Origin of the sequence: Mycolicibacterium sediminis (assembly GCF_010731735.1) — a bacterium.
Classification (GTDB): domain Bacteria; phylum Actinomycetota; class Actinomycetes; order Mycobacteriales; family Mycobacteriaceae; genus Mycobacterium; species Mycobacterium sediminis.
Window position 1 is genome coordinate 2,733,279 of sequence record NZ_AP022588.1, and the last position, 17,233, is coordinate 2,750,511.

Genomic DNA, 17,233 nt, shown 5'->3' on the forward strand with positions numbered 1-17,233 from the left:
TACGGCGTGGCGCAGTGGTCAGGGACTAGTCGTGCGCGCCAGGACCACGTTGTCCTTCACCAAGTTCGAGGTCCAGATGAATTGCGCTCCGGCACCGACGAACTGTCCACGGAAGTTCTGGTACGCGGAATAGGACACTCCCACCTGGGCCTCGCTGTAGAGCCTGGCGGTGGGCCAGTCCGAGTCGTCGAATGCGGCAGCGTCCCAGCCGGTGGGGACCGGATAGTGCAGTGCGAAGCAACGATCGGCGCATCCCGACGGGCCCGCGGCAGAGCTGTCGTGCACGTTCCCGCGCTCGACGACGTCCGCCGGATCGGACAGCGGTGCGATCGAGAACGTCTGCGCGCGCCAGCTGTCGTTGGTGACGGTTCCGTCGCTGAAGCTCGCGACGAAACCCGCATCCCCCGCATGCCACGGATCCGCGCCCAGCCGCTCGGTCCCCAGCCCGGCGTTCTCCTCCCAGTCGACCAGCTTGACGGCATAACTGATCGGTCGCTTGGCGCGGAAGCGGACGATGGTGGAGTTGAAGGGCGTGTACGGCACGGGGTCGACGCCGACCAGCGTGCCGTTGACGAACAGCTCGAAGTAGTTGTCGCCAAACAGGTATCCGGTAATCACGTCACCGTCCGCGTCGACCTCCGTGATCGGCAACGCCGCCACGTCGACGTCCGATGGGCCAGCCGGCCGCACGCCCGTGCATTCGTTGTAGAGGTCGTCGAGACGGGGCCCGTCACCGAACCGCACGTCCGCGGGGGTAGTCCACGTCCGCCCGTCGCTCGAGGCGATCTGCCCCACCGGCGCGTTCCGTGCATCCGGTACCGCCGGACAGTCGAACACGGTCGGCTCGAGAACGTCGGCAAATCCCTGCGTGACCGACCGTTCCGTCCGTTGGCGATCCAGGTCCACACCGTCGGTCGAGCACCCGGCGAGTGTCATCGCCACCACCACGCCGATGCGCAGTGAGGGACCGGGGCTACGCGGTGTCGGCACGCCACCAGTGTGCCCGCGAGCGCCGGCCGCTCGTTCTCACGGCTACCAGGTGAAGGCGCGAGGAGGGCCCGAGAGGCCCGCCTTCGCGGTCACGGCCATGTCGTCCAGGATCTCGACGTCGCCGGCTTCGAGACCGTCGAGGGCCAGGCGCACCACGTCTGCCGGGTCCAGCACGGCCCCGTCGGGAAATGTCGCGCCCGTGCGCTCGGCGTAGTCGAGGAGCGTCTCGGTCCCCACCAGTCCTGGCACCAACGCAGCCACGAGCGTTCCCTGGTCGGCCAATTCGACGCGCACCCCGTTGGTCAGGCCCCATTCGGCGGACTTCGCGGCGGCGTAGGCGCTGTTGCCGGCGACGGTGTTCCACGCCGCGACCGACAGGACGTTCAGGATCGCGCCGCCGCCGTTGCGGGCGAGGATGGGGGCGAAGGCCCGGATCATCGCCAGGGCGCCGTAGTAGTTGGAGTCCATCACCGCCCGGATCGCGTCCATGTCACCGGTGACGAGGTTGCTGCCCGCGGTGAACGCGGCGTTGTTGATCAGGACGTCGACGTCGCCGGCGGACCGCGCCACCTCGTCGACCGACGCCTGGTCGGTGATGTCGAGGCGCAGGACCTTCGCCCCGGGCACGTCGACGAGTTCGGGCCGCCGCGCGGTGGCGTAGACCGTCGCCCCGCGTTCGATCAGTTGCGTCGCGAAGTGGTGGCCCATACCGCGATTGGTGCCGGTGACGAGCGCCGTCGAGCCGTCGAGTTTCATTCGTCCTCCAGTGCGTGGCCTCAAAGTGACCGTGCGGTCACGTTCGATTCCCAGCGTGGCACGACGTGACCGATCGGTCAACTTGGTAGGGTGAGACGTGTCGTCTTCCCAGCAGCCCCGTCGGGCGGACGCGACGCGCAACTACGAGTCACTCCTCGCCGCGGCCGAGGAGGAGTTCGCCGAACGCGGTCACTCCGCCTCCATCGCCGACATCGCGCGCCGGGCGGGCGTTGCGAAGGCGACGGTGTTCCGTCACTTCGCCACCAAGGAAGACTTGATCGCGTCGATCGTCGTCGGCCACATCGCCGCGCTCGCCGCGGCAGCGCGCGACCTAGTCGACGCCGTGGATCCCGGGGCGGCTCTCCTGGAATTCCTGACCGTGGCCGCCGACCAACGTCGGCGGCACGACCTGACGTTCCTGCAGTCGGTGACCGGGGACGACACGCGGGTGGCCGACGTCCGCGACGAACTGTGGCGGCATCTCGCCGTTCTCGTTCGGAAGGCGCAGGCGGCGGGCGCCATTCGGCCCGACATCACCGAGGCCGACGTCTTTCTGCTGATGTGCGCGCCGATCCATGCGGTCGAGAGCCTGCCGGATCCGCCACCGGATCTGTGGCGCCGGTATCTCGGCCTTATCTTCGACGGGCTACGGCCCGACGGCGCGAGGCCGCTGCCCGAGTCGGCACCCGTTCTGTCCTGATCCCGCCCATGCCGTCGACCCATCTGCGGCACACTGGCGCCATGATTCAGGGCTTCTCACACATCGGCATCTGCGTGACCGACCTCGACCGTTCGATCGGCTTCTACACCGAGGTGTTCGGCTTCGCGAAGCTGTACCAGCTCGACTTCGAGAACGACGAGGTCGCGGCGACCATGGAGCAGAGCGGCACGTTCCGCTCGGCGATGCTGATCCGCGACGACATCCGGATCGAGCTGCTGCAGTGGGTCGACGTCCCGACGACCGGGTCGGGGGAGCGCAAGCCCATGACCGAACTCGGCTTCACCCATCTGTCGTTCCGCGTCGAGGACGTGGACGGCCTGACCGATGCCATTCTCGCGGCGGGCGGATCGTTCCTGGAGTCGACGCGCACCGTCCTGGGCGACGTCGAGGACCCGGCGTCGGGCCGGTTCGTCTACCTGACCGACCCCGACGGCACCCGCATCGAACTCATGCAGAACGTGCCCGATCTGTCCGGTATCAGCGCCGCCGACATCGCCGCGTCCGCCACCGGTTAGCGAGGATCTCCCGCGTTCTGGACCACGAGGTCCGAGCGGTGGGCCGGAACACTTCGAGCGCGCCCTCCGCCGCCGCCGCTGTTGATCTTCGGACTGCGATATGACGCGCCTGTTTCGTCCGCACGGCCCGCCGGATGAGGCACACCATCTTCTCTTGACAGAAAGTGATTCTGGACGATACGGTTCAGTTCGCGAATCTTCATGCACCTCTGACGCCCTGGATAGGACTCGTTCATGCAAAGTCGAACAACTCGTCGCGTTGCTGCGGGCCTCGGTGTCGCCGCCTTCATCTCGATGGGCGCGCTGACCGCCTGCGGTGAGAGCGAAACGCCCAGCCCGTCCAGCACGACACCGACGACGACCAGCGCGCCGGCGGTCACGCCCACCGAGAAGAGCATCAACCCCACCGGTGGCAACCTCTTCACCCCGGGCGTCAAGGCGCCGCCGGCGCCCACCGCCATTCCCGGCACTCACGACTGATCGTCGATCTCACCTCATCACGGAATAGGACGACTTCATGCACAGTCGAACCACTCGTCGCGTTGCCGCCGGTCTCGGCGTCGCAGCCTTCATCTCGATGGGCGCGCTGACCGCTTGCGGTGAGAGCGAATCGCCCAGCCCGTCCAGCACGACACCGACGACGACCAGCGCGCCGTCGGTCACGCCCACCGAGAAGAGCGTCAACCCCACCGGTGGCAACCTCTTCACTCCTGGCGTGAAGGCGCCGCCGGCGCCCGGTGGCGTTCCCGGCACCAATCACACCGGATAGCACTACCTTTCGCGTCAAAGAGGCGGGCCCGTCATGTCGACTGGCCCGCCTCTTTGGCGTTCTGGGGGAGGTCAGTACGCCTGGTCGACTTCGGCGGGACGGAACGAGGCGATGTGGGCGATCGCGGAGTCGATCGCGGTCTGCATGAGCCGCGGGTCGTGGGCTGTTTGAGACAGCAGGTAACCGCCCTCGACTGCCGCCAGCAGGCCGGTGGCCAAGGTCGGTCCGTCGATCTCGGCTGCCAAGACTCCGTTGTCCCTCATGCGCTCCAGTGCCGTCGCGAGCAGTTCCCGCCATTCGGCGAAGTGCGCGGCCAACGACATTCGCGCCTTATCGTCACCATCCGACAGTTCCGCGGCGAGCGAGCCGAGTTCGCATCCCCACAGACCGCGGCGCAGCGTGCAACGCTGAACCATGGCGTCACGCCACTGCTGCAGCCCCCTGAAGGAATCGACCTTCTCCAGTCGCAGACGCTGCCACGACAGGATCTCGTCGGCGCGCACGGAGATGACGTCGTAGACCAACTCCGTCTTGTCCTGAAAGTGTTGGTAGAACTGCGATTTGCTCGTCGCGCTGGAGGCGAGCACCTCGTCGATCGTGGTCGCCGCCACACCTCGCACATGCATCAATTCGGCTGCAGCCATGACTATCCGGTTCCGCGTGGCCATGCCCCGCGAGGTCAGCTTCGGCCGCGTCATGTCATCTGATGGATGCGGCATGCGTCAACTGTAGCCCCCTCGTTGGACGAGGAAGTCCAATACCTGCGATCGGGCGGTGCGTCGTGTGAGGAAGCGAGCGCTCAGATCTTGCCGCCGGGGAAGATGGTTTTGACGGCCTGCGTCATGTTCTCTCGAGCCGCTGCCGCGCCGGTGGGGTCCTGCGAGCCGATCACCATGACGTAGCGGCGGTCGGGTCCGATCACGCCGGTGGTCACGTGCAACTGGTTGCCGCCGTTCCAGCAGCAGAACCAGCCCTGCTTGACCGCGACCTGTTCGGCGTAGAGGCCATCGGGGATGCCGAATCGCTGTGGGTAGCCGTCGTTGCCGTTGGGCGTGGACTGTGCGAGGTTGCCGATGATGACGTTGGCCTGTGCGGGGGGCAGTCCGCCGGTGCCGTCGAGCAGCATGTCGTAGTAGCGGACGAGATCACTCGCAGTGCTGGTGGTGACGTCCCAGTGTCCATTCGAGGGCGCCGTCGTGCCGCCCAATCCATAGCGGGCCTTGACCCGTGCAATGACGGCGTTGCCACCGCTGCGGTCCCAGAAGTTCTGCGCCGCACTGTCGTCGGAGGACCGCAGCATGACGTCGAGCGACTTGCGATCGGCCGGTGACAGGGTCGTCTTTCCCTCCGACTCCTGCAGCAGCAGGTCGTCGGCGATGAACAGCTTGACGACGGACGCGATGGGGAACGGCTTGTTGGAGCCGTTGGTGACGAGCTGGCCGGTATCGCGGTCGAGGATGGCGATCTCGAGGTCGTCGCCGGAAGCGGCCGCGTCGGCGGTCGCCTGCCGGACGCGGGCGTCGAGCCCTTCGAACGAGGTAGTCGGTATGGCAGGGGCTGCAGGTGGCGGCGGCGCAAGCGAGGCAGGTGCTGGGACGATCGGGGCCTGCGGCGCGGTGTCCGCAGCCGGTGGAGTGCCCCAGACCTGCGCCTCGCAGCCGCAGGTGAGCAGTGCCGCCGCGCAGACGACCGCCATTCTCGTCTTCGCCCGTTCCGGCAGCCGCCGACTCATGTGTCTCCTCCGAGCAGATCGTGACCACGGGATTCCGGTGCCATCACCGGTTACCCCAGCTTAAAGGCCTCAACCACGCAGTACGGGGGTGACGTGGCCTCGGTGGGTGCCATCGATGCCGGCACGGGTCGGCCGTGACGGTGGCACGGTGCTCGTCACCGCAGGTCGGGGAGCCGCCGTGGACGCGGTGGGTGTCACGGCGTCAGGGAATCCCTGGCCAGGAGCGCGTCGTAGATGGCGGGGCGGATGGCGATGGCATCGGGCAGGACTGGGGCCATGGCGCTTCGGCACGCGGGCATCGCCGTGCCGCCCCGGCGCGTCAAGAAGGGATCGACCTCGAATCGGGGGATGATACGGAAGTGACTGCTGATGCGAATGTGACCGAAGGGCCGACTCAGGTCGAGACGCCGGATGAACAGCCCGACACGTCGACCGCCGGCAAGCAGGCTCCGGAGACTGCGGCCGCCGCGGCCCCGGGGCGGTCGTGGTCCATGCCGAAGGCGCCCGTCGACCGCAAACAGGTGGACGACTTCGGTCGCAAGATCGGGGGAGGGCTGATCACCGTCGGGACCTCCATCGCCCGGGCGGTCGCCGGACTCCTGCGCTTCGGTGCCCGCACGGTCGCGCGGGCGTGGCGGGCGATCGAGGGCGTGCCTGCCGCCGTGCGGACACTCGCCGTGGCGGCCGGCCTCGTGCTGGTCGGCGTCGCCGGGTCGGTCGCGCTGGCCGGCGCCCCCGGATTGATCTGCGCCATCGTGGTGGTGCCGACCTGCTCCGTGGTCCTCGGAGCACTCGGGCACCGCTGGTTGTCCGGCCACGGTCTCGCGGCATCGTCGGCCACGGCGCCGCAGACCACTGCTCGCGAGACCGCCGATCTCGAGCGGTCGGTCACCTACGTCGACAAGAAGCTGACCGTCGCGCTCAACTCGCTGGGTTCCGATCGACACCAGCAGGCCGTCATCGCCCTGTTCCAGGCGAAGACCGCCGTCGAACTCGCCCTGGGCACCGAGCAGGACGCCGAGACGCGCGACGACGCGCCCGTTCACGTCGACGCCCACCGGCTGCGCCCGCGCATTCAACCGGGCCCGAATTCATCGCTCTCGCAGCACGGTTCGCTGGCGGCTTCGTGACCGGGCAGGTGGTGACGGGGCAGGTGGCGCTGGTGGAGGACGACTACACGCTCGTCGTCAACCGGGGCACGGAATCCGGGGTCGTCCCGGGCATGATCTTCGCCGTGCGTTCCGGTTCAGGACCGGTGATCACCGACCCCGAATCGGGTAGGGAACTCGGCAGGTTGAGCCGAGAGAAGCTCCGCGTGCGCGTCTTCGACGTGCAGCCGCTGTTCGCCCGCGCCCACACGTTCGTCGACACCAACGACTTCCACGGGCTGCTCGGACTCCCGTTCTTCGATCGACCACGCGAGGACGTCGTGATGGTGGACGTCGGTGACGGTGTCGAACTCGTCGTGGCGGAGCAGGATCGCATCACCGGCACGGGCGGCTGAGCGGAGGTGGTGCGGCGTATGCGAGCGCTTCACCGAGGTAGTGCGTCGACGATGCCGGCCACGGCGTCGACGACGTCGATTAGTGGGCGGTCGGTCTCGACCTCGTGGGTGGCCGCCTGCCTCAACAACGGCTCCACGTCGGCGATGTCGGCAAGTACGCGAGCGCGCTCGAGGACGGACTTGCCGAAGGGGTTGTTCGTTCGTCGGTCGATCCGCGACAGCACGACGTCGATGGGCGCACTCAGGAGAACGACTGCGTCGAACTGGCCGTAGAAGCGGCCCTGGTTCACCACCGTGCCCCCGACGATGAGCGGGAGACCACGCGGTCGGGCCAACAGTTCGTCGATCGCAGGCTCGCGCCACATGGGCTCACCATCGACGACGTCGATCCAGCCGTCGTCGTCGGTATCGACGGTCGCACAACCCCGACGGGACAATTCGGTCAGCACGGTCGACTTGCCCACACCGGACATCCCCGTCACGAGGACCGCTGGATGTGCCGCCATGATCACCATTCAACCGGCTCGCTACCTCATCGACGAACGCGCTCCCGTGCGGGGCGTCGGCCGAGCAGGATCAGCGGACCGTCACGCGCGCACGGCGGGCGGCAGGTCGGGGAAGGCGTCGGTGTCCAGGCCCAGCGTGCCGGAGCAGGTCAGCGGTCGCACCTGGAGGAAGCATCCGATCCGGTGGGTCTCGGCGGCGCGGGCGTGTTGCATGGCGTGTGCATGGCCTCCCGGTGCGTAGGCGTAGTCGCGGGCCAGCTTGACGGTCTGCCACAGGCTCAGCGAGGTGTGCTCGAAGGGAAGCTGGGACGAGATGTCCACGCTTCCGCGATGACCCGGATGGAAGGCCGCCCGCGAAGCGGCATGCACGTTGTTCCGCACGAACCCCGCGAGGTGCTTGGGCTTGACGATGGCATGGACGACCACCACCAGTGGCTCGTCCGACGACATCGGATCACTGCCCTCGGCTGACGGGTTCCAACCGTGCCAGTCATGATGTGGTTGCTCCAGGCGTACGCGGGCCACCTCGCCGTCGAGACTGAACCGCCCTGGCGCCTGCACGGCCATCGCGAGCGGTCCCCGGAACGCAGCCAGCGCCGACTCCGGGGAATCCCAGGCGGCGATCAGGGCACGCCCGGGCTGGACGACGGATCGTGGGCTGAGCGAGTGAGTGGCATGGTTGGAGTGATTGACCGTCACCGACCGCAAGCCGGCGATGGGCTGCCGCAGAACGGATTTGACGCTCCTGCTCCATGCCCACGGGCCTCGCGGTGGGTGGTCGTACACGTCGATGGTGAGGTAGTCGGCCGGGGGCGGCATGCGGTGTCTCCTTCGCGTCGTCGTGGTCAGGGGGCCTCGAGGCCGAGGTCAGTCGGCGAGGAACCGCAGTGCATCGGCGACGAAGGTCTCGTGATGCTGGAACACGCCGCCGTGACCGGAGTGCGGATAGATGGTCAACTGGGCGTTGGGAAGCCGGCGTGCCATGTCGGCGGAGTGGGCGCTGTCGACCATGAGGTCGTGGTCGCCGTTGGCGACGAAGACCGGTTGCGTGATGACCGAGAGGTCGTCGGGCCGACACCGACCTGCGTGCCGGATGGCCCGGATCTGGGCGATTCTGGCTTGGTTCGAGATCGCCTCGTCGCGGTCGTGACGTCGTTCCGCGAGTCGCCCGAGGTACTCCGATGCGGCTCGCTTGCCGTCGGGTGTGCGCGGGAAGAAGAGGAAGTTCCTGGGATCGCTACGCGTGAGGGCGGCCTTCGCGTAAGCGCCACCCACGATGGTGGCCATCTTGTCGATGCCGCCACCCCCGCGAGGACCGGTGCCCGCCAATATCATTCGGCGAACCAGTTCCGGAGCCTGGAGCGCGACCATCTGGGCTACGCCGCCGCCGAGGGAGAAGCCGAACAGGTCCACCCGTCGGAGACCCAGGGCACGGATGAAGGCGATCGCGTCGGTGCCCATCTGCTCGACCGTGGCCGGCACCGATCCGCCGGTGCCACCGACACCGCGGTTGTCGAACGCGATGACGCGGTGCCGGGCCGCGATGCCGTCGACGACGCGCGGATCCCAGTCGTCGAGTACCGCGGTCAGGTGGTGCAGGAAGACCACGGGAACGTCGGTTCCGGTTCCGGTGCCGAGTTAGCGGTACGCGAAGTCGACGCCGCCGACGTCGATGGTCGAGGTCGGTGCGTCGCGCCAGGTGGTCATGTCGTGCCCTTCGGTTGGGGTATCGGAGGTGTCGCGGCGGTCGCCCGCCTGTCGAGTTCGGCGAGTGCGGCCTGAGTGCGTGGGTCGCGTACCAGGCGGGGATCCAGTGCCGCCGAGACGATCCCGCGCAGGGCGGAGACCGGCTGCCATCGTCGAGGCGCCATGACGCGCGGGGCGCGACGTGCGAGACCGTCGGCGAGTGCCGTCGCCGCGGACGCGGGCGGTAGACGTTTGAGCAGCGGCCTCGGCAGGGCCGCGAGGAGGTCGTCGACGAGGGGATCGTCGTCGACGCCGTGCTTGATCATGTCGGTGTCGATGAGGGAGAAGTAGGCGACCGTCGTCGAGACGCCGTGCGCGGCGAGTTCGACGCGCAGCCCGCGGCCGAGTTGCTCGACGGCAGCCTTGCTCATCGCATAGGGGATGGTGCCCATGCCGTTGAGGAACGCGAACACCGAACTGATCAGGACGAACTGCCCGCCGTGGGCGATGACCTGTTCCATGGTCGCCTGCACGGTGTTGACGACGCCGGTGACGTTGACCGCGAGAACGGATTCCAGTGACGAGGCCGGTGTGGTGCGTAGCGTGGCGGCGCGGGACAGGATGCCGGCGTTGGCGATCGCCACGTCCACCCGTCCGAAACGATCGACGACCTCGGCGACGGCGAGATCGAGCGTCGATCGCACCCGGACGTCGGCAACCACACCGAAGGCCGACTGCGGCGACATGCGGGCGGCGATGGTCGGGGTCTCGGGACCGATGTCGACGATGGCCACCTTGGCGCCCCGGCGTAGGAGTTCTCGGGCGATGCCGCCCGTGCCGCCGGTGATGAGGACGACCTTCCCGCCGACGTCGTAGGACTGCCGTGTCATCGGATGCTCCCCACGTTGGCGTATGAACGTAATATTATGACCGTAAGCTAATGCGATACGCTGAGTCAACAACGGCTCGAGAGATCACGACGGAAGGGTGCCGAAGGTGGCGAGATACGACGCGGAGCACAAGGCCCACACTCGCCGGCGAATCATCGAGACCGCGGGGCGACGAGTCAAACAGGACGGCATCGACGGTTCCGGGGTCGCCGCACTGATGGCCGACGCGGGACTGACGAACGGGGCGTTCTACGCGCACTTCGAGTCCAAGGACGACCTCGTCGCTCACGTGGTCGCCGACCAACTCGACGCTCAACGCGCCGCCCTCGCGTCGCTACCGGAGGGCAGGGCGGCGCTGCAGACGTTCATCCGCGAGTACCTGTCCCCGGGCCATCGCGACGACCCCGCCGGCGGGTGCCCCAGCGCCGCGCTCCTCGACGAGATCGGTCGGTGCGGCGACGGAGTCCGCGAGTCCTACACCGCAGGAACGACGTCCATCGTCGAGGTGATCGCCACGCACCTCTCGCCTGAGCACCCCTCCGATGCGCGACGCACCGCGCTGGGGCTCTTCACGATCCTCGTCGGCACCATGCAACTCGCCCGTGCCGTCTCGGACCGCGAGTTCTCCGACGTCGTGCTCGGTGCCGGCATCTCGAACGCCCAACTCCTTCTCGACGCCGCGATCACCACCGAAGGGACCATCACGTGAAGGCATTCGTCGTCACCCGCTACGGCAAGGACGGGGTCCGTGCCGCCGACGTCGCGCCGCCGACGGCCGGGAGCGGGGACGTGATCGTCAAAGTCGGTGCTGTCAGCGTCAACCCGCTCGACAGCATGGTTCGCGACGGCGAGTTCAAACAACTCCTCAAGTACGAGCCGCCGTTCGTGCTCGGACACGACGTGGCGGGTGTGGTGACCCACGTCGGCGCCGACGTCCGTGGCTTCGCGATCGGTGACGCCGTGTTCGCGCGGCCGCGCGACCTGCGCATCGGAACCTTCGCCGAGTACATCGCCATCGACGAAGACGACGTCGCACTCAAGCCGTCCACCATGTCGGTGCAGGAGGCGGCCGCCGTCCCGCTGGTCGCCCTGGCGGCCTGGCAGATGCTGGTCGAGCGAGCCGACATTCAGCCGGGGCAGAAGGTGCTCGTGCACGGCGGAACCGGTGGGCTGGGGTCCACGGTCATTCAGCTCGCCAAGCACCTCGGGGCTCGCGTCGCCACGACCGCGAGTGGGAGCAAGGCGCACCTCGCCCGCGATCTCGGAGCCGACGTCGTCATCGACTATCGCACCGAGGACTTCGGCGAGCGGTTGTCGGGATACGACCTCGTCGTGGACTCCCGGGGCGGTGAGACCCTGCTCCGATCGCTCGCGGTGCTCAAGCCGGGAGGGTTGGCGCTCGGTGTCACCGGTCCACCCGATGCCGGGTTCGCCAGACAAGTCGGCGCGCCTGCACCGTTCGAGTTCGTGCTGTCGTTCCTGAGCCGCAAGGTCCGCAGAGCGGCCAAGAAGCTCGGCGTGCGCTACGAGTTCTTCTTCATGCACGCCAGTGGCGCCCAGTTGCGCGACCTCGCGGCGCTGTACGACGCAGGCGTGCTGCGGCCCGTGATCGACACGACCTTCGCCTTTGACCAGACCCTGGAGGCGATCGCGTTCGCCGAGAGCGGCAAGGCCAAAGCAGGCAAGGTCGTGGTCACACTCGACTGATCGCCTCGCGGGCCCGGCTGTGCGCGCCGAGTGTGTGGGTCGTGTGACGGCGTTCTCGGCGGATGCATTCACGACCCGCACACTCGGCGGCCAGAGTGAGCTGGCAGGCCTCGTCGGTCAGCCTTGCGGTTGGAGGCTGCGGACCGTGCTCTTGACGAACCTCCGCAGGACGGACTCTCGCTCGGGGCCGATGTCCCGGTACGAGGTGAGCAGGGCGTAAAGACCGACGAGGAAGAATGCAGCGCCGTCGTAGCAGTCGGTGTCGTCGTAGAGTTCGCCGCGATGTCGCGAGCGTTCGATCTCGGCGGCGAGGAGCACGAACGTCTGGTGCTGGGCCCACTGCTCTTCCTCGGGGCGGGTGGGAGAGAAGTAGAGCCCGACGACATCGCGAAACAGTTTTGCGCCCCAGCGGCTTTCCAGTTCGAGGACGAGCCGGACGGTCTCGTGCAGCACTGCGGGCAGATCGTGCGGGCCATCGAGGAACCTGCTGAGTTCAGCCGCGAGCCGGGCCTCGTCGATTCGCAGGAGTTCGAGGAGCACGTGCTCCTTGGTCGGGAAGTGGAAGTAGAAGGTACTTCGGGACACTCCTGCTGCCTCGACGATTGCGTTGATGTCAGCCGAGTGGGTGCCGGTCCGCTGGAACTCCACCACTGCGGCGTCGAGAACGCGCGCACGGGTACGAAGCCGCTGAGCCTCACGCCCCTGGGATCTGTCGCGCACGTCATCATTGTGCCTCTTGCCTGGCGGACACTGACGTGTGTCACCGAGATGAGTCGTCTTCGCGTGGGCATCAGCGGGGTGGACTTCGGCGAATAGGACTCTGATGATGGCGTTCTGCCGAGGATCCAGGGCCGCGACGAATCGTTAGGACGTCAATTCATTGTCATTTGTCAGTGAACGTGTTAGACCTAGTCGGCATCATCGACGAGGCCCCGTGACGACGACGTGGAAGGGATCTGCGAGTGGCGGTAATCCAGCAGGACCGGCGGGGGTCGATGGCGACGAAGGGGCAACGAATCCTGCTGTGGACTGCGCCGCCAGCCATGGCGCTGTTCGCCCTCGGCTTTCTGACGTTCCCCATCTTCGTGCCGCCCCTTTCCCCGACGATGACTCCGGCGGAGGTCGCAGCGTTCTTCGCGGAGCACAACACGGGAATCCTCGGCGTGGTCATCCTGGCCAACCTGCTGGCCGGGTCGCTGGTCCCGTTGTTCGCCGTCGCGGCGGTACAGATGTCCCGCATCCGCACGTCGAGCAGCGTCTTCACCTACGCCTACGTCATGTGCGTCGGAGTGGGCACCACCGCCTTCATCCTCGCCGACTACTGCTGGGGCGTCGCCGCGTTCAGGCCCGATCGAGATCCGGAACTCATCAGCCTGCTCAACGACATGGCGTGGTTCTTCTTCGTCGCCCCGGTCGGCACCATCGTCGTGCAGAACCTGTGCCTCGCCGTCAGCACCTACCTCGACGAGCGGCCGGATCCCATCTTTCCGCGCTGGTATGCGCACTTCAACGTGGTCACCGCCGTCCTGCTCATTCCCAGCGCCTTCTCGATCCTGGTCACTTCCGGGCCGCTCGCGTGGGACGGCAGCGTGTCCTTCACCCTGCGGATGGTCGTGCTGGCGAGCTACCTGGTGGTGACGTTCCTGGTGCTCCTGCGCGCGGTCGATCGTCAGGGCGACGAGCAGGCGGACCTGGCGTGAGCGACGGCACCGTCACGGCGCCGGCGGCCGCAGGTCCCGAGCCGACACGTAGGAACCGCAAACTCGATCAGTGGATCGCCTTCTGGACCGTTCCGTTCTTCTTCACCGTGTTCGCAATCGTGTTCATTCCCCTGAGTGGGATGATGCCGCCGTCGTCGCCGAACGCACCCTCCGGGCAGATCCTCGACTTCATGCACTCGCGCGACCTCCTGATCGCGTGCGCACTCCTCGTGCTCACCTTCGGCTTGGCGCCGTTGTCGAACGCCGTCTATCTCATTCACGTGAAACGGATGTCGGTGAGCCCCGTTCTGCGGTACTCGATCATGGTCGGCGCCATGACCGGCGCGATCGTGGGCATGTTGTTCCCGATGTTCTGTTTCGGTCTCGGCGCATTCCGGCCCGGATACAGTGCCTCGACGCTCGCGATGCTCTACGACTTCGGGTACCTGGCGTTCATCGGCTCGCTCGGGTGCTTCTGCGTGATGTGGATGGCCTTCGGGCTCGCCATCATCCTCGACGACAACGGCGTCCTGCCCAAATGGCTGGGCTACTACACCGTCTGGCAGTACGTCACCGAACTCATGGCCGCACCCGTCTGGATCTCCAAGACCGGCCCGTTCGCCTGGAACGGGCTGCTGACCTTCTGGTTCGCGATCGTGCTCTATGGATCGTGGCAGGTCATCGTCTACGTCTGCATCTTCCGGTCCATCAGGAACCAGCCCGACGACGAACTCGAGAACCGCTGGCCCGTCGAAGGATCGGTGGTGCGGCCGTGACCGGGCTCGCTGCGGACGCTGCCAGCGGGGACGTTCGGGCGGATCGACGTGCCGGCGCCGGCGATCACGTCCCCGGTGAATCCAGCATGTGGTTCTTCGTCATCGGCGACCTGATCATCTTCGGCGTGTACTTCGTGGCCTATGTGTACTACCGCGGACAGGACACCGACCTCTTCCTTCGGAGTCAGGCACGGCTGAACCTGGACATCGGTGTGGTCAACACGCTCGTGCTGCTCACCAGCTCGCTCCTGGTCGCTCTCGGCGTGACGGCCGTTCGCACCGGGAGGACGGCAGATGCGTTGCGGCTCATCACCGCTGCGCTGGTCTGCGGTGCCGCCTTCCCGGTGCTCAAGGCGTTCGAATACGTCCCGGAGATCGTCAGAGGGATGACCCCGGGGACGAACCTGTTCTTCACGTTCTACTTCGTGATGACGGGTCTGCACCTGTGCCACGTGCTGCTGGGCCTCGTTATCCTCTCCTTCGTCGTCCGCAGCCTGCGGACGTCGTCCACGCCCAAGACGTCGTTCGTCGAGACGGCCGCGACCTACTGGCACATGGTCGACGTCCTGTGGCTCATCCTGTTCGCGCTCCTCTACGTGATGAGGTGATGCCGGTGTCCACCTACACCCGACGTCGGTTGACGATCGTGTGGGCGGTGCTCCTAGTGATCACCGCCGCATCGTGGCTGACCGCTCGAGGGGGCGGGTCCGAGCACGTCGTCAACCCCGTCGTCACCGTCGTCGTAGTCGCAATCGCCGCGGTCAAGGCGCATCTGGTGATCTGGCACTTCATGGACGTGCGAACGGCGCCGCGATGGTTGAAGGCGTGCACGGGCACCTGGACCGTCGCGATCTTCGCCCTCCTTCTCGGCTTCTACTGGGCGGCTGCGTGATTCGGCCGCTCGCCGGTCTGGCAACGGTGCTGGCGCTGGTGACCGTGGTGGTGATCGCGATCGGATTGTTCCAAGGTGGCTTCGGAACGACGGTCCCGGTGACTGTGATCTCCGACCGTGCAGGCCTCGTGATGAACCCCGCGGCGAAGGTCAAGATGCGGGGGGTCCAGGTCGGCCAGGTCGAGTCGATCGAGAACCGGCCGGACGGCACGGCGGTCCTCAAACTGGCCATGGATCCCGCACAGCTCAAGGACATCCCGGGCAACGTGACGGTCGACATCGCGTCGTCGACCGTGTTCGGCGCCAAGTCCGTCGAACTGGTGGCGCCGCCCGATCCCTCGTCGGTCCCCCTGGCGAGCGGTCAGCAACTCGGCGTGCAACGCGTCACCGTCGAGACGAACACCCTGTTCCAGCAGCTCACCTCGGTGCTCAAGGCCGTCGACCCGGTGAAGCTCAACGAGACCCTCGGTGCACTCTCGGGTGCGCTCAAGGGCCGCGGCGAGAAGCTGGGCCAGACGGTCACCGACTTCTCGGCGCTGCTCGACAAGCTGAATCCCAGCCTGGGCAACATCAATCGTGACCTCGAGGTCGTGCCGGTCGCCATCAGCGGCTACGCCGACACCGCCCCCGAACTGCTCAACGTGCTCGACAGCACCACGAAGGTCGGCGACACCCTGGTCGACCAGGAGCAGAACCTCGACGGATTCCTGGTCAGCGCAATCGGTTTGGCCGACGTCGGCAACGACGTCGTGGGGGAGAGCCGCCAACCGCTGACCGACCTGCTGCGCATGCTGGTGCCGACGCTGTCGACCGCCAGCCAGTACCAGGAGAACCTCCGCTGTGGCATCCAGGGCCTGGCGCCGTTCTCCAGGACCGTCCCGGCAGCGAAGCCCGGTGTCGACATTACGGCCGGCTTCACCCTCGGCATCGAGCGTTACCGCTACCCGCAGGATCTCCCGAAGGTGGCCGCGAAGAGCGGACCGTCCTGCAAGGACCAGATGCTGCCGCTCGTGCCCAACAACAAGCGCCCGCCGTTCCTGGTCGCCGACGTCGGCGCCAACCCGTGGAGCTACGGCAACCAGGGCGTGCTGCTCAACTCCGACGGTCTCAAGCGGGCTCTGTTCGGCGACATCGACGGTCCGCCCCGCAACAGCGCCCAGACCGGCATGCCGGGCTGATCCCCGACGTCCTCGACCCGTGCGCGCCGAGTGTGTGGGTCGTGCGACGGCGTTCTCGGCGGATGCATTCAGAACCCCCACACTCGACGCCGGAGGTCAGCCCCCGAGGCCCGCCTGGTAGCGCCGCATGCCGGACAGCCAGCGGTCGTAGTCGGCGCCCTTCTGGCGGTACATGTCGAGCACCGCCGGATGCGGCAGCACGAGGAACGTGCCGTCGCGGACCGCCGCCACGGTGAGTTCCGCGACGCGCTCGGGACCCATCACCTCGCCGGCGTTGCGCACCGCCGCGGCGGCCATGCGGGCCTGGGGATCGGCGGAGTCGGTGATGCCCGACAGCAGCGGCGTCTCGACGCCCATCGGGCAGACGCACGACACGCCGATACCCTTGTCGCCGTAAGTGATCGAGAGCCACTCCGCGAACCCGACGGCGGCGTGCTTGGTCACCGAGTACCCGGCCGCGCCTACCTGGGTGAGCAGTCCGGCCGCGGACGCGACGCCGACGAAGTACCCGCTGCCCCGGGCTTCCCACTCCGGGACGAGCGCCTTGGCGGCCCGGACGTGCGCACGCAGGTTGACGTCGAGGATCAGGTCCCAGTCGGCCTCGTCGTCGCCGAGACCGGACGCGCCGATGATGCCGGCATTGGCGACGTAGACGTCGACCGGTCCGAACGCGTCGCGCGCCGCGTCGAGCAGTCGGGTGATGCCGTCGGTGGAGGCGGCGTCCCCGACCACCGCCACGGCCGCGCCGCCGTCGGTGGTGATGGCCTCGACGGTGGCGGCGGCGCCGTCGGCCGAGAGGTCGCCGACCACCACCGAGGAACCCGCTGCGGCGAACTCGCGGGCCAGCGTCCGGCCGATGCCGGATCCCGCGCCGGTGATGACGGTGACAGTGCCCTCGATCTGCATGAGGT

22 protein-coding genes and 1 pseudogene are annotated in these 17,233 nt (G+C 67.5%); 13 read left to right on the forward strand and 10 right to left on the reverse strand.

Features of this window, described 5'->3' with window-relative positions:
* Positions 1 to 18: 18 nt before the first annotated feature.
* The gene (locus G6N64_RS13095) at positions 19 to 990 is read right to left on the reverse strand and encodes a hypothetical protein (RefSeq protein WP_163797454.1); all 972 of its coding nucleotides are present in this window, start codon (positions 988 to 990) and stop codon (positions 19 to 21) included.
* A 42-nt stretch (positions 991 to 1,032) separates the two neighbouring features.
* Complete coding sequence (locus G6N64_RS13100) at positions 1,033 to 1,746, reverse strand: SDR family NAD(P)-dependent oxidoreductase (RefSeq protein WP_163797455.1); 714 nt, start codon at positions 1,744 to 1,746, stop codon at positions 1,033 to 1,035.
* A gap of 97 nt (positions 1,747 to 1,843) precedes the next feature.
* Between G6N64_RS13100 and G6N64_RS13105 the strand changes: the two genes are divergently transcribed.
* The 4 genes from G6N64_RS13105 (at position 1,844) to G6N64_RS13120 (ending at position 3,751) form a co-directional block, all read left to right on the forward strand.
* Positions 1,844 to 2,446: a TetR/AcrR family transcriptional regulator gene (locus G6N64_RS13105; protein ID WP_163797456.1), complete on the forward strand. Its 603-nt coding sequence runs from the start codon at positions 1,844 to 1,846 to the stop codon at positions 2,444 to 2,446.
* Positions 2,447 to 2,487: 41 nt separating this feature from the next.
* The gene (locus G6N64_RS13110; protein WP_163797457.1) at positions 2,488 to 2,982 is read left to right on the forward strand and encodes a VOC family protein; all 495 of its coding nucleotides are present in this window, start codon (positions 2,488 to 2,490) and stop codon (positions 2,980 to 2,982) included.
* A 234-nt stretch (positions 2,983 to 3,216) separates the two neighbouring features.
* A complete protein-coding gene (locus G6N64_RS13115) occupies positions 3,217 to 3,462 on the forward strand; it encodes a hypothetical protein (protein WP_163797458.1) in 246 nt (81 codons plus the stop codon).
* Positions 3,463 to 3,499: 37 nt separating this feature from the next.
* Complete coding sequence (locus G6N64_RS13120; protein WP_163797459.1) at positions 3,500 to 3,751, forward strand: hypothetical protein; 252 nt, start codon at positions 3,500 to 3,502, stop codon at positions 3,749 to 3,751.
* Positions 3,752 to 3,822: 71 nt separating this feature from the next.
* On the opposite strand, the gene G6N64_RS13125 is transcribed toward G6N64_RS13120, so the two are convergent.
* Both G6N64_RS13125 and G6N64_RS13130 read right to left on the reverse strand, forming a co-directional pair.
* Complete coding sequence (locus G6N64_RS13125) at positions 3,823 to 4,470, reverse strand: TetR/AcrR family transcriptional regulator (protein WP_163797460.1); 648 nt, start codon at positions 4,468 to 4,470, stop codon at positions 3,823 to 3,825.
* An 80-nt stretch (positions 4,471 to 4,550) separates the two neighbouring features.
* Complete coding sequence (locus G6N64_RS13130; protein WP_163797461.1) at positions 4,551 to 5,483, reverse strand: serine hydrolase; 933 nt, start codon at positions 5,481 to 5,483, stop codon at positions 4,551 to 4,553.
* 359 nt (positions 5,484 to 5,842) lie between these two features.
* On the opposite strand from G6N64_RS13130, the gene G6N64_RS13135 reads away from it, so the two are divergent.
* Together G6N64_RS13135 and G6N64_RS13140 are read left to right on the forward strand one after the other, a co-directional pair.
* Complete coding sequence (locus G6N64_RS13135; RefSeq protein WP_246231135.1) at positions 5,843 to 6,613, forward strand: hypothetical protein; 771 nt, start codon at positions 5,843 to 5,845, stop codon at positions 6,611 to 6,613.
* Positions 6,610 to 6,987 carry a hypothetical protein gene (locus G6N64_RS13140; RefSeq protein ID WP_174266805.1) on the forward strand — a complete coding sequence of 126 codons (378 nt, stop codon included), beginning with the start codon at positions 6,610 to 6,612 and terminating at the stop codon, positions 6,985 to 6,987. Before G6N64_RS13135 ends, G6N64_RS13140 begins: the two co-directional genes overlap by 4 nt.
* Positions 6,988 to 7,016: 29 nt before the next feature.
* Here G6N64_RS13140 and G6N64_RS13145 read toward each other — a convergent pair whose 3' ends face one another.
* The 4 genes and pseudogenes from G6N64_RS13145 to G6N64_RS13160 all read right to left on the reverse strand — a co-directional run bounded on the left by G6N64_RS13145 (position 7,017) and on the right by G6N64_RS13160 (position 10,069).
* Positions 7,017 to 7,493, reverse strand: coding sequence for a shikimate kinase (locus G6N64_RS13145; RefSeq protein ID WP_246231137.1), 477 nt, complete (start codon positions 7,491 to 7,493; stop codon positions 7,017 to 7,019).
* An 81-nt stretch (positions 7,494 to 7,574) separates the two neighbouring features.
* A complete protein-coding gene (locus tag G6N64_RS13150) occupies positions 7,575 to 8,312 on the reverse strand; it encodes a hypothetical protein (protein ID WP_163797462.1) in 738 nt (245 codons plus the stop codon).
* 48 nt (positions 8,313 to 8,360) lie between these two features.
* A pseudogene (locus G6N64_RS13155) lies at positions 8,361 to 9,200 on the reverse strand (alpha/beta fold hydrolase).
* Positions 9,197 to 10,069, reverse strand: a complete 873-nt coding sequence (locus G6N64_RS13160; RefSeq protein ID WP_163797463.1) for an SDR family NAD(P)-dependent oxidoreductase — start codon at positions 10,067 to 10,069, stop codon at positions 9,197 to 9,199. The pseudogene G6N64_RS13155 and the gene G6N64_RS13160 overlap by 4 nt, the downstream one beginning before the upstream one ends.
* A gap of 106 nt (positions 10,070 to 10,175) precedes the next feature.
* Here G6N64_RS13160 and G6N64_RS13165 point away from each other — a divergent pair, with 106 nt between their 5' ends.
* Both G6N64_RS13165 and G6N64_RS13170 read left to right on the forward strand, forming a co-directional pair.
* Positions 10,176 to 10,778: a TetR/AcrR family transcriptional regulator gene (locus G6N64_RS13165; protein ID WP_163797464.1), complete on the forward strand. Its 603-nt coding sequence runs from the start codon at positions 10,176 to 10,178 to the stop codon at positions 10,776 to 10,778.
* A complete protein-coding gene (locus tag G6N64_RS13170; RefSeq protein ID WP_163797465.1) occupies positions 10,775 to 11,776 on the forward strand; it encodes an NADP-dependent oxidoreductase in 1,002 nt (333 codons plus the stop codon). The genes G6N64_RS13165 and G6N64_RS13170 overlap by 4 nt, the downstream gene beginning before the upstream one ends.
* 117 nt (positions 11,777 to 11,893) lie before the next feature.
* On the opposite strand, the gene G6N64_RS13175 is transcribed toward G6N64_RS13170, so the two are convergent.
* Positions 11,894 to 12,496 carry a TetR/AcrR family transcriptional regulator gene (locus G6N64_RS13175; RefSeq protein ID WP_163797466.1) on the reverse strand — a complete coding sequence of 201 codons (603 nt, stop codon included), beginning with the start codon at positions 12,494 to 12,496 and terminating at the stop codon, positions 11,894 to 11,896.
* 275 nt (positions 12,497 to 12,771) lie between these two features.
* Here G6N64_RS13175 and G6N64_RS13180 point away from each other — a divergent pair, with 275 nt between their 5' ends.
* Genes G6N64_RS13180 through G6N64_RS13200 form a run of 5 tightly spaced genes read left to right on the forward strand, consistent with a single transcriptional unit; the run spans position 12,772 to position 16,322 of the window.
* On the forward strand, positions 12,772 to 13,476 hold the full coding sequence (locus G6N64_RS13180; protein ID WP_163801729.1) for a hypothetical protein: 705 nt from the start codon (positions 12,772 to 12,774) through the stop codon (positions 13,474 to 13,476).
* Positions 13,473 to 14,252, forward strand: coding sequence for a hypothetical protein (locus G6N64_RS13185; protein WP_163797467.1), 780 nt, complete (start codon positions 13,473 to 13,475; stop codon positions 14,250 to 14,252). The genes G6N64_RS13180 and G6N64_RS13185 overlap by 4 nt, the downstream gene beginning before the upstream one ends.
* Positions 14,249 to 14,860, forward strand: a complete 612-nt coding sequence (locus G6N64_RS13190; protein ID WP_409370703.1) for a cytochrome c oxidase subunit 3 — start codon at positions 14,249 to 14,251, stop codon at positions 14,858 to 14,860. Before G6N64_RS13185 ends, G6N64_RS13190 begins: the two co-directional genes overlap by 4 nt.
* Positions 14,861 to 14,865: 5 nt before the next feature.
* Entirely contained in the window at positions 14,866 to 15,144 is a 279-nt protein-coding gene (locus tag G6N64_RS13195) for a cytochrome C oxidase subunit IV family protein (RefSeq protein WP_163797468.1), read from the forward strand.
* Complete coding sequence (locus G6N64_RS13200; protein WP_163801733.1) at positions 15,129 to 16,322, forward strand: MCE family protein; 1,194 nt, start codon at positions 15,129 to 15,131, stop codon at positions 16,320 to 16,322. Before G6N64_RS13195 ends, G6N64_RS13200 begins: the two co-directional genes overlap by 16 nt.
* A 96-nt stretch (positions 16,323 to 16,418) precedes the next feature.
* Here the strand turns inward: G6N64_RS13200 and G6N64_RS13205 are convergent, their stop codons facing one another.
* Positions 16,419 to 17,228 (reverse strand): SDR family oxidoreductase, encoded by an 810-nt coding sequence (locus G6N64_RS13205; protein WP_163797469.1) that lies wholly within the window; start codon positions 17,226 to 17,228, stop codon positions 16,419 to 16,421.
* Positions 17,229 to 17,233: the final 5 nt, after the last annotated feature.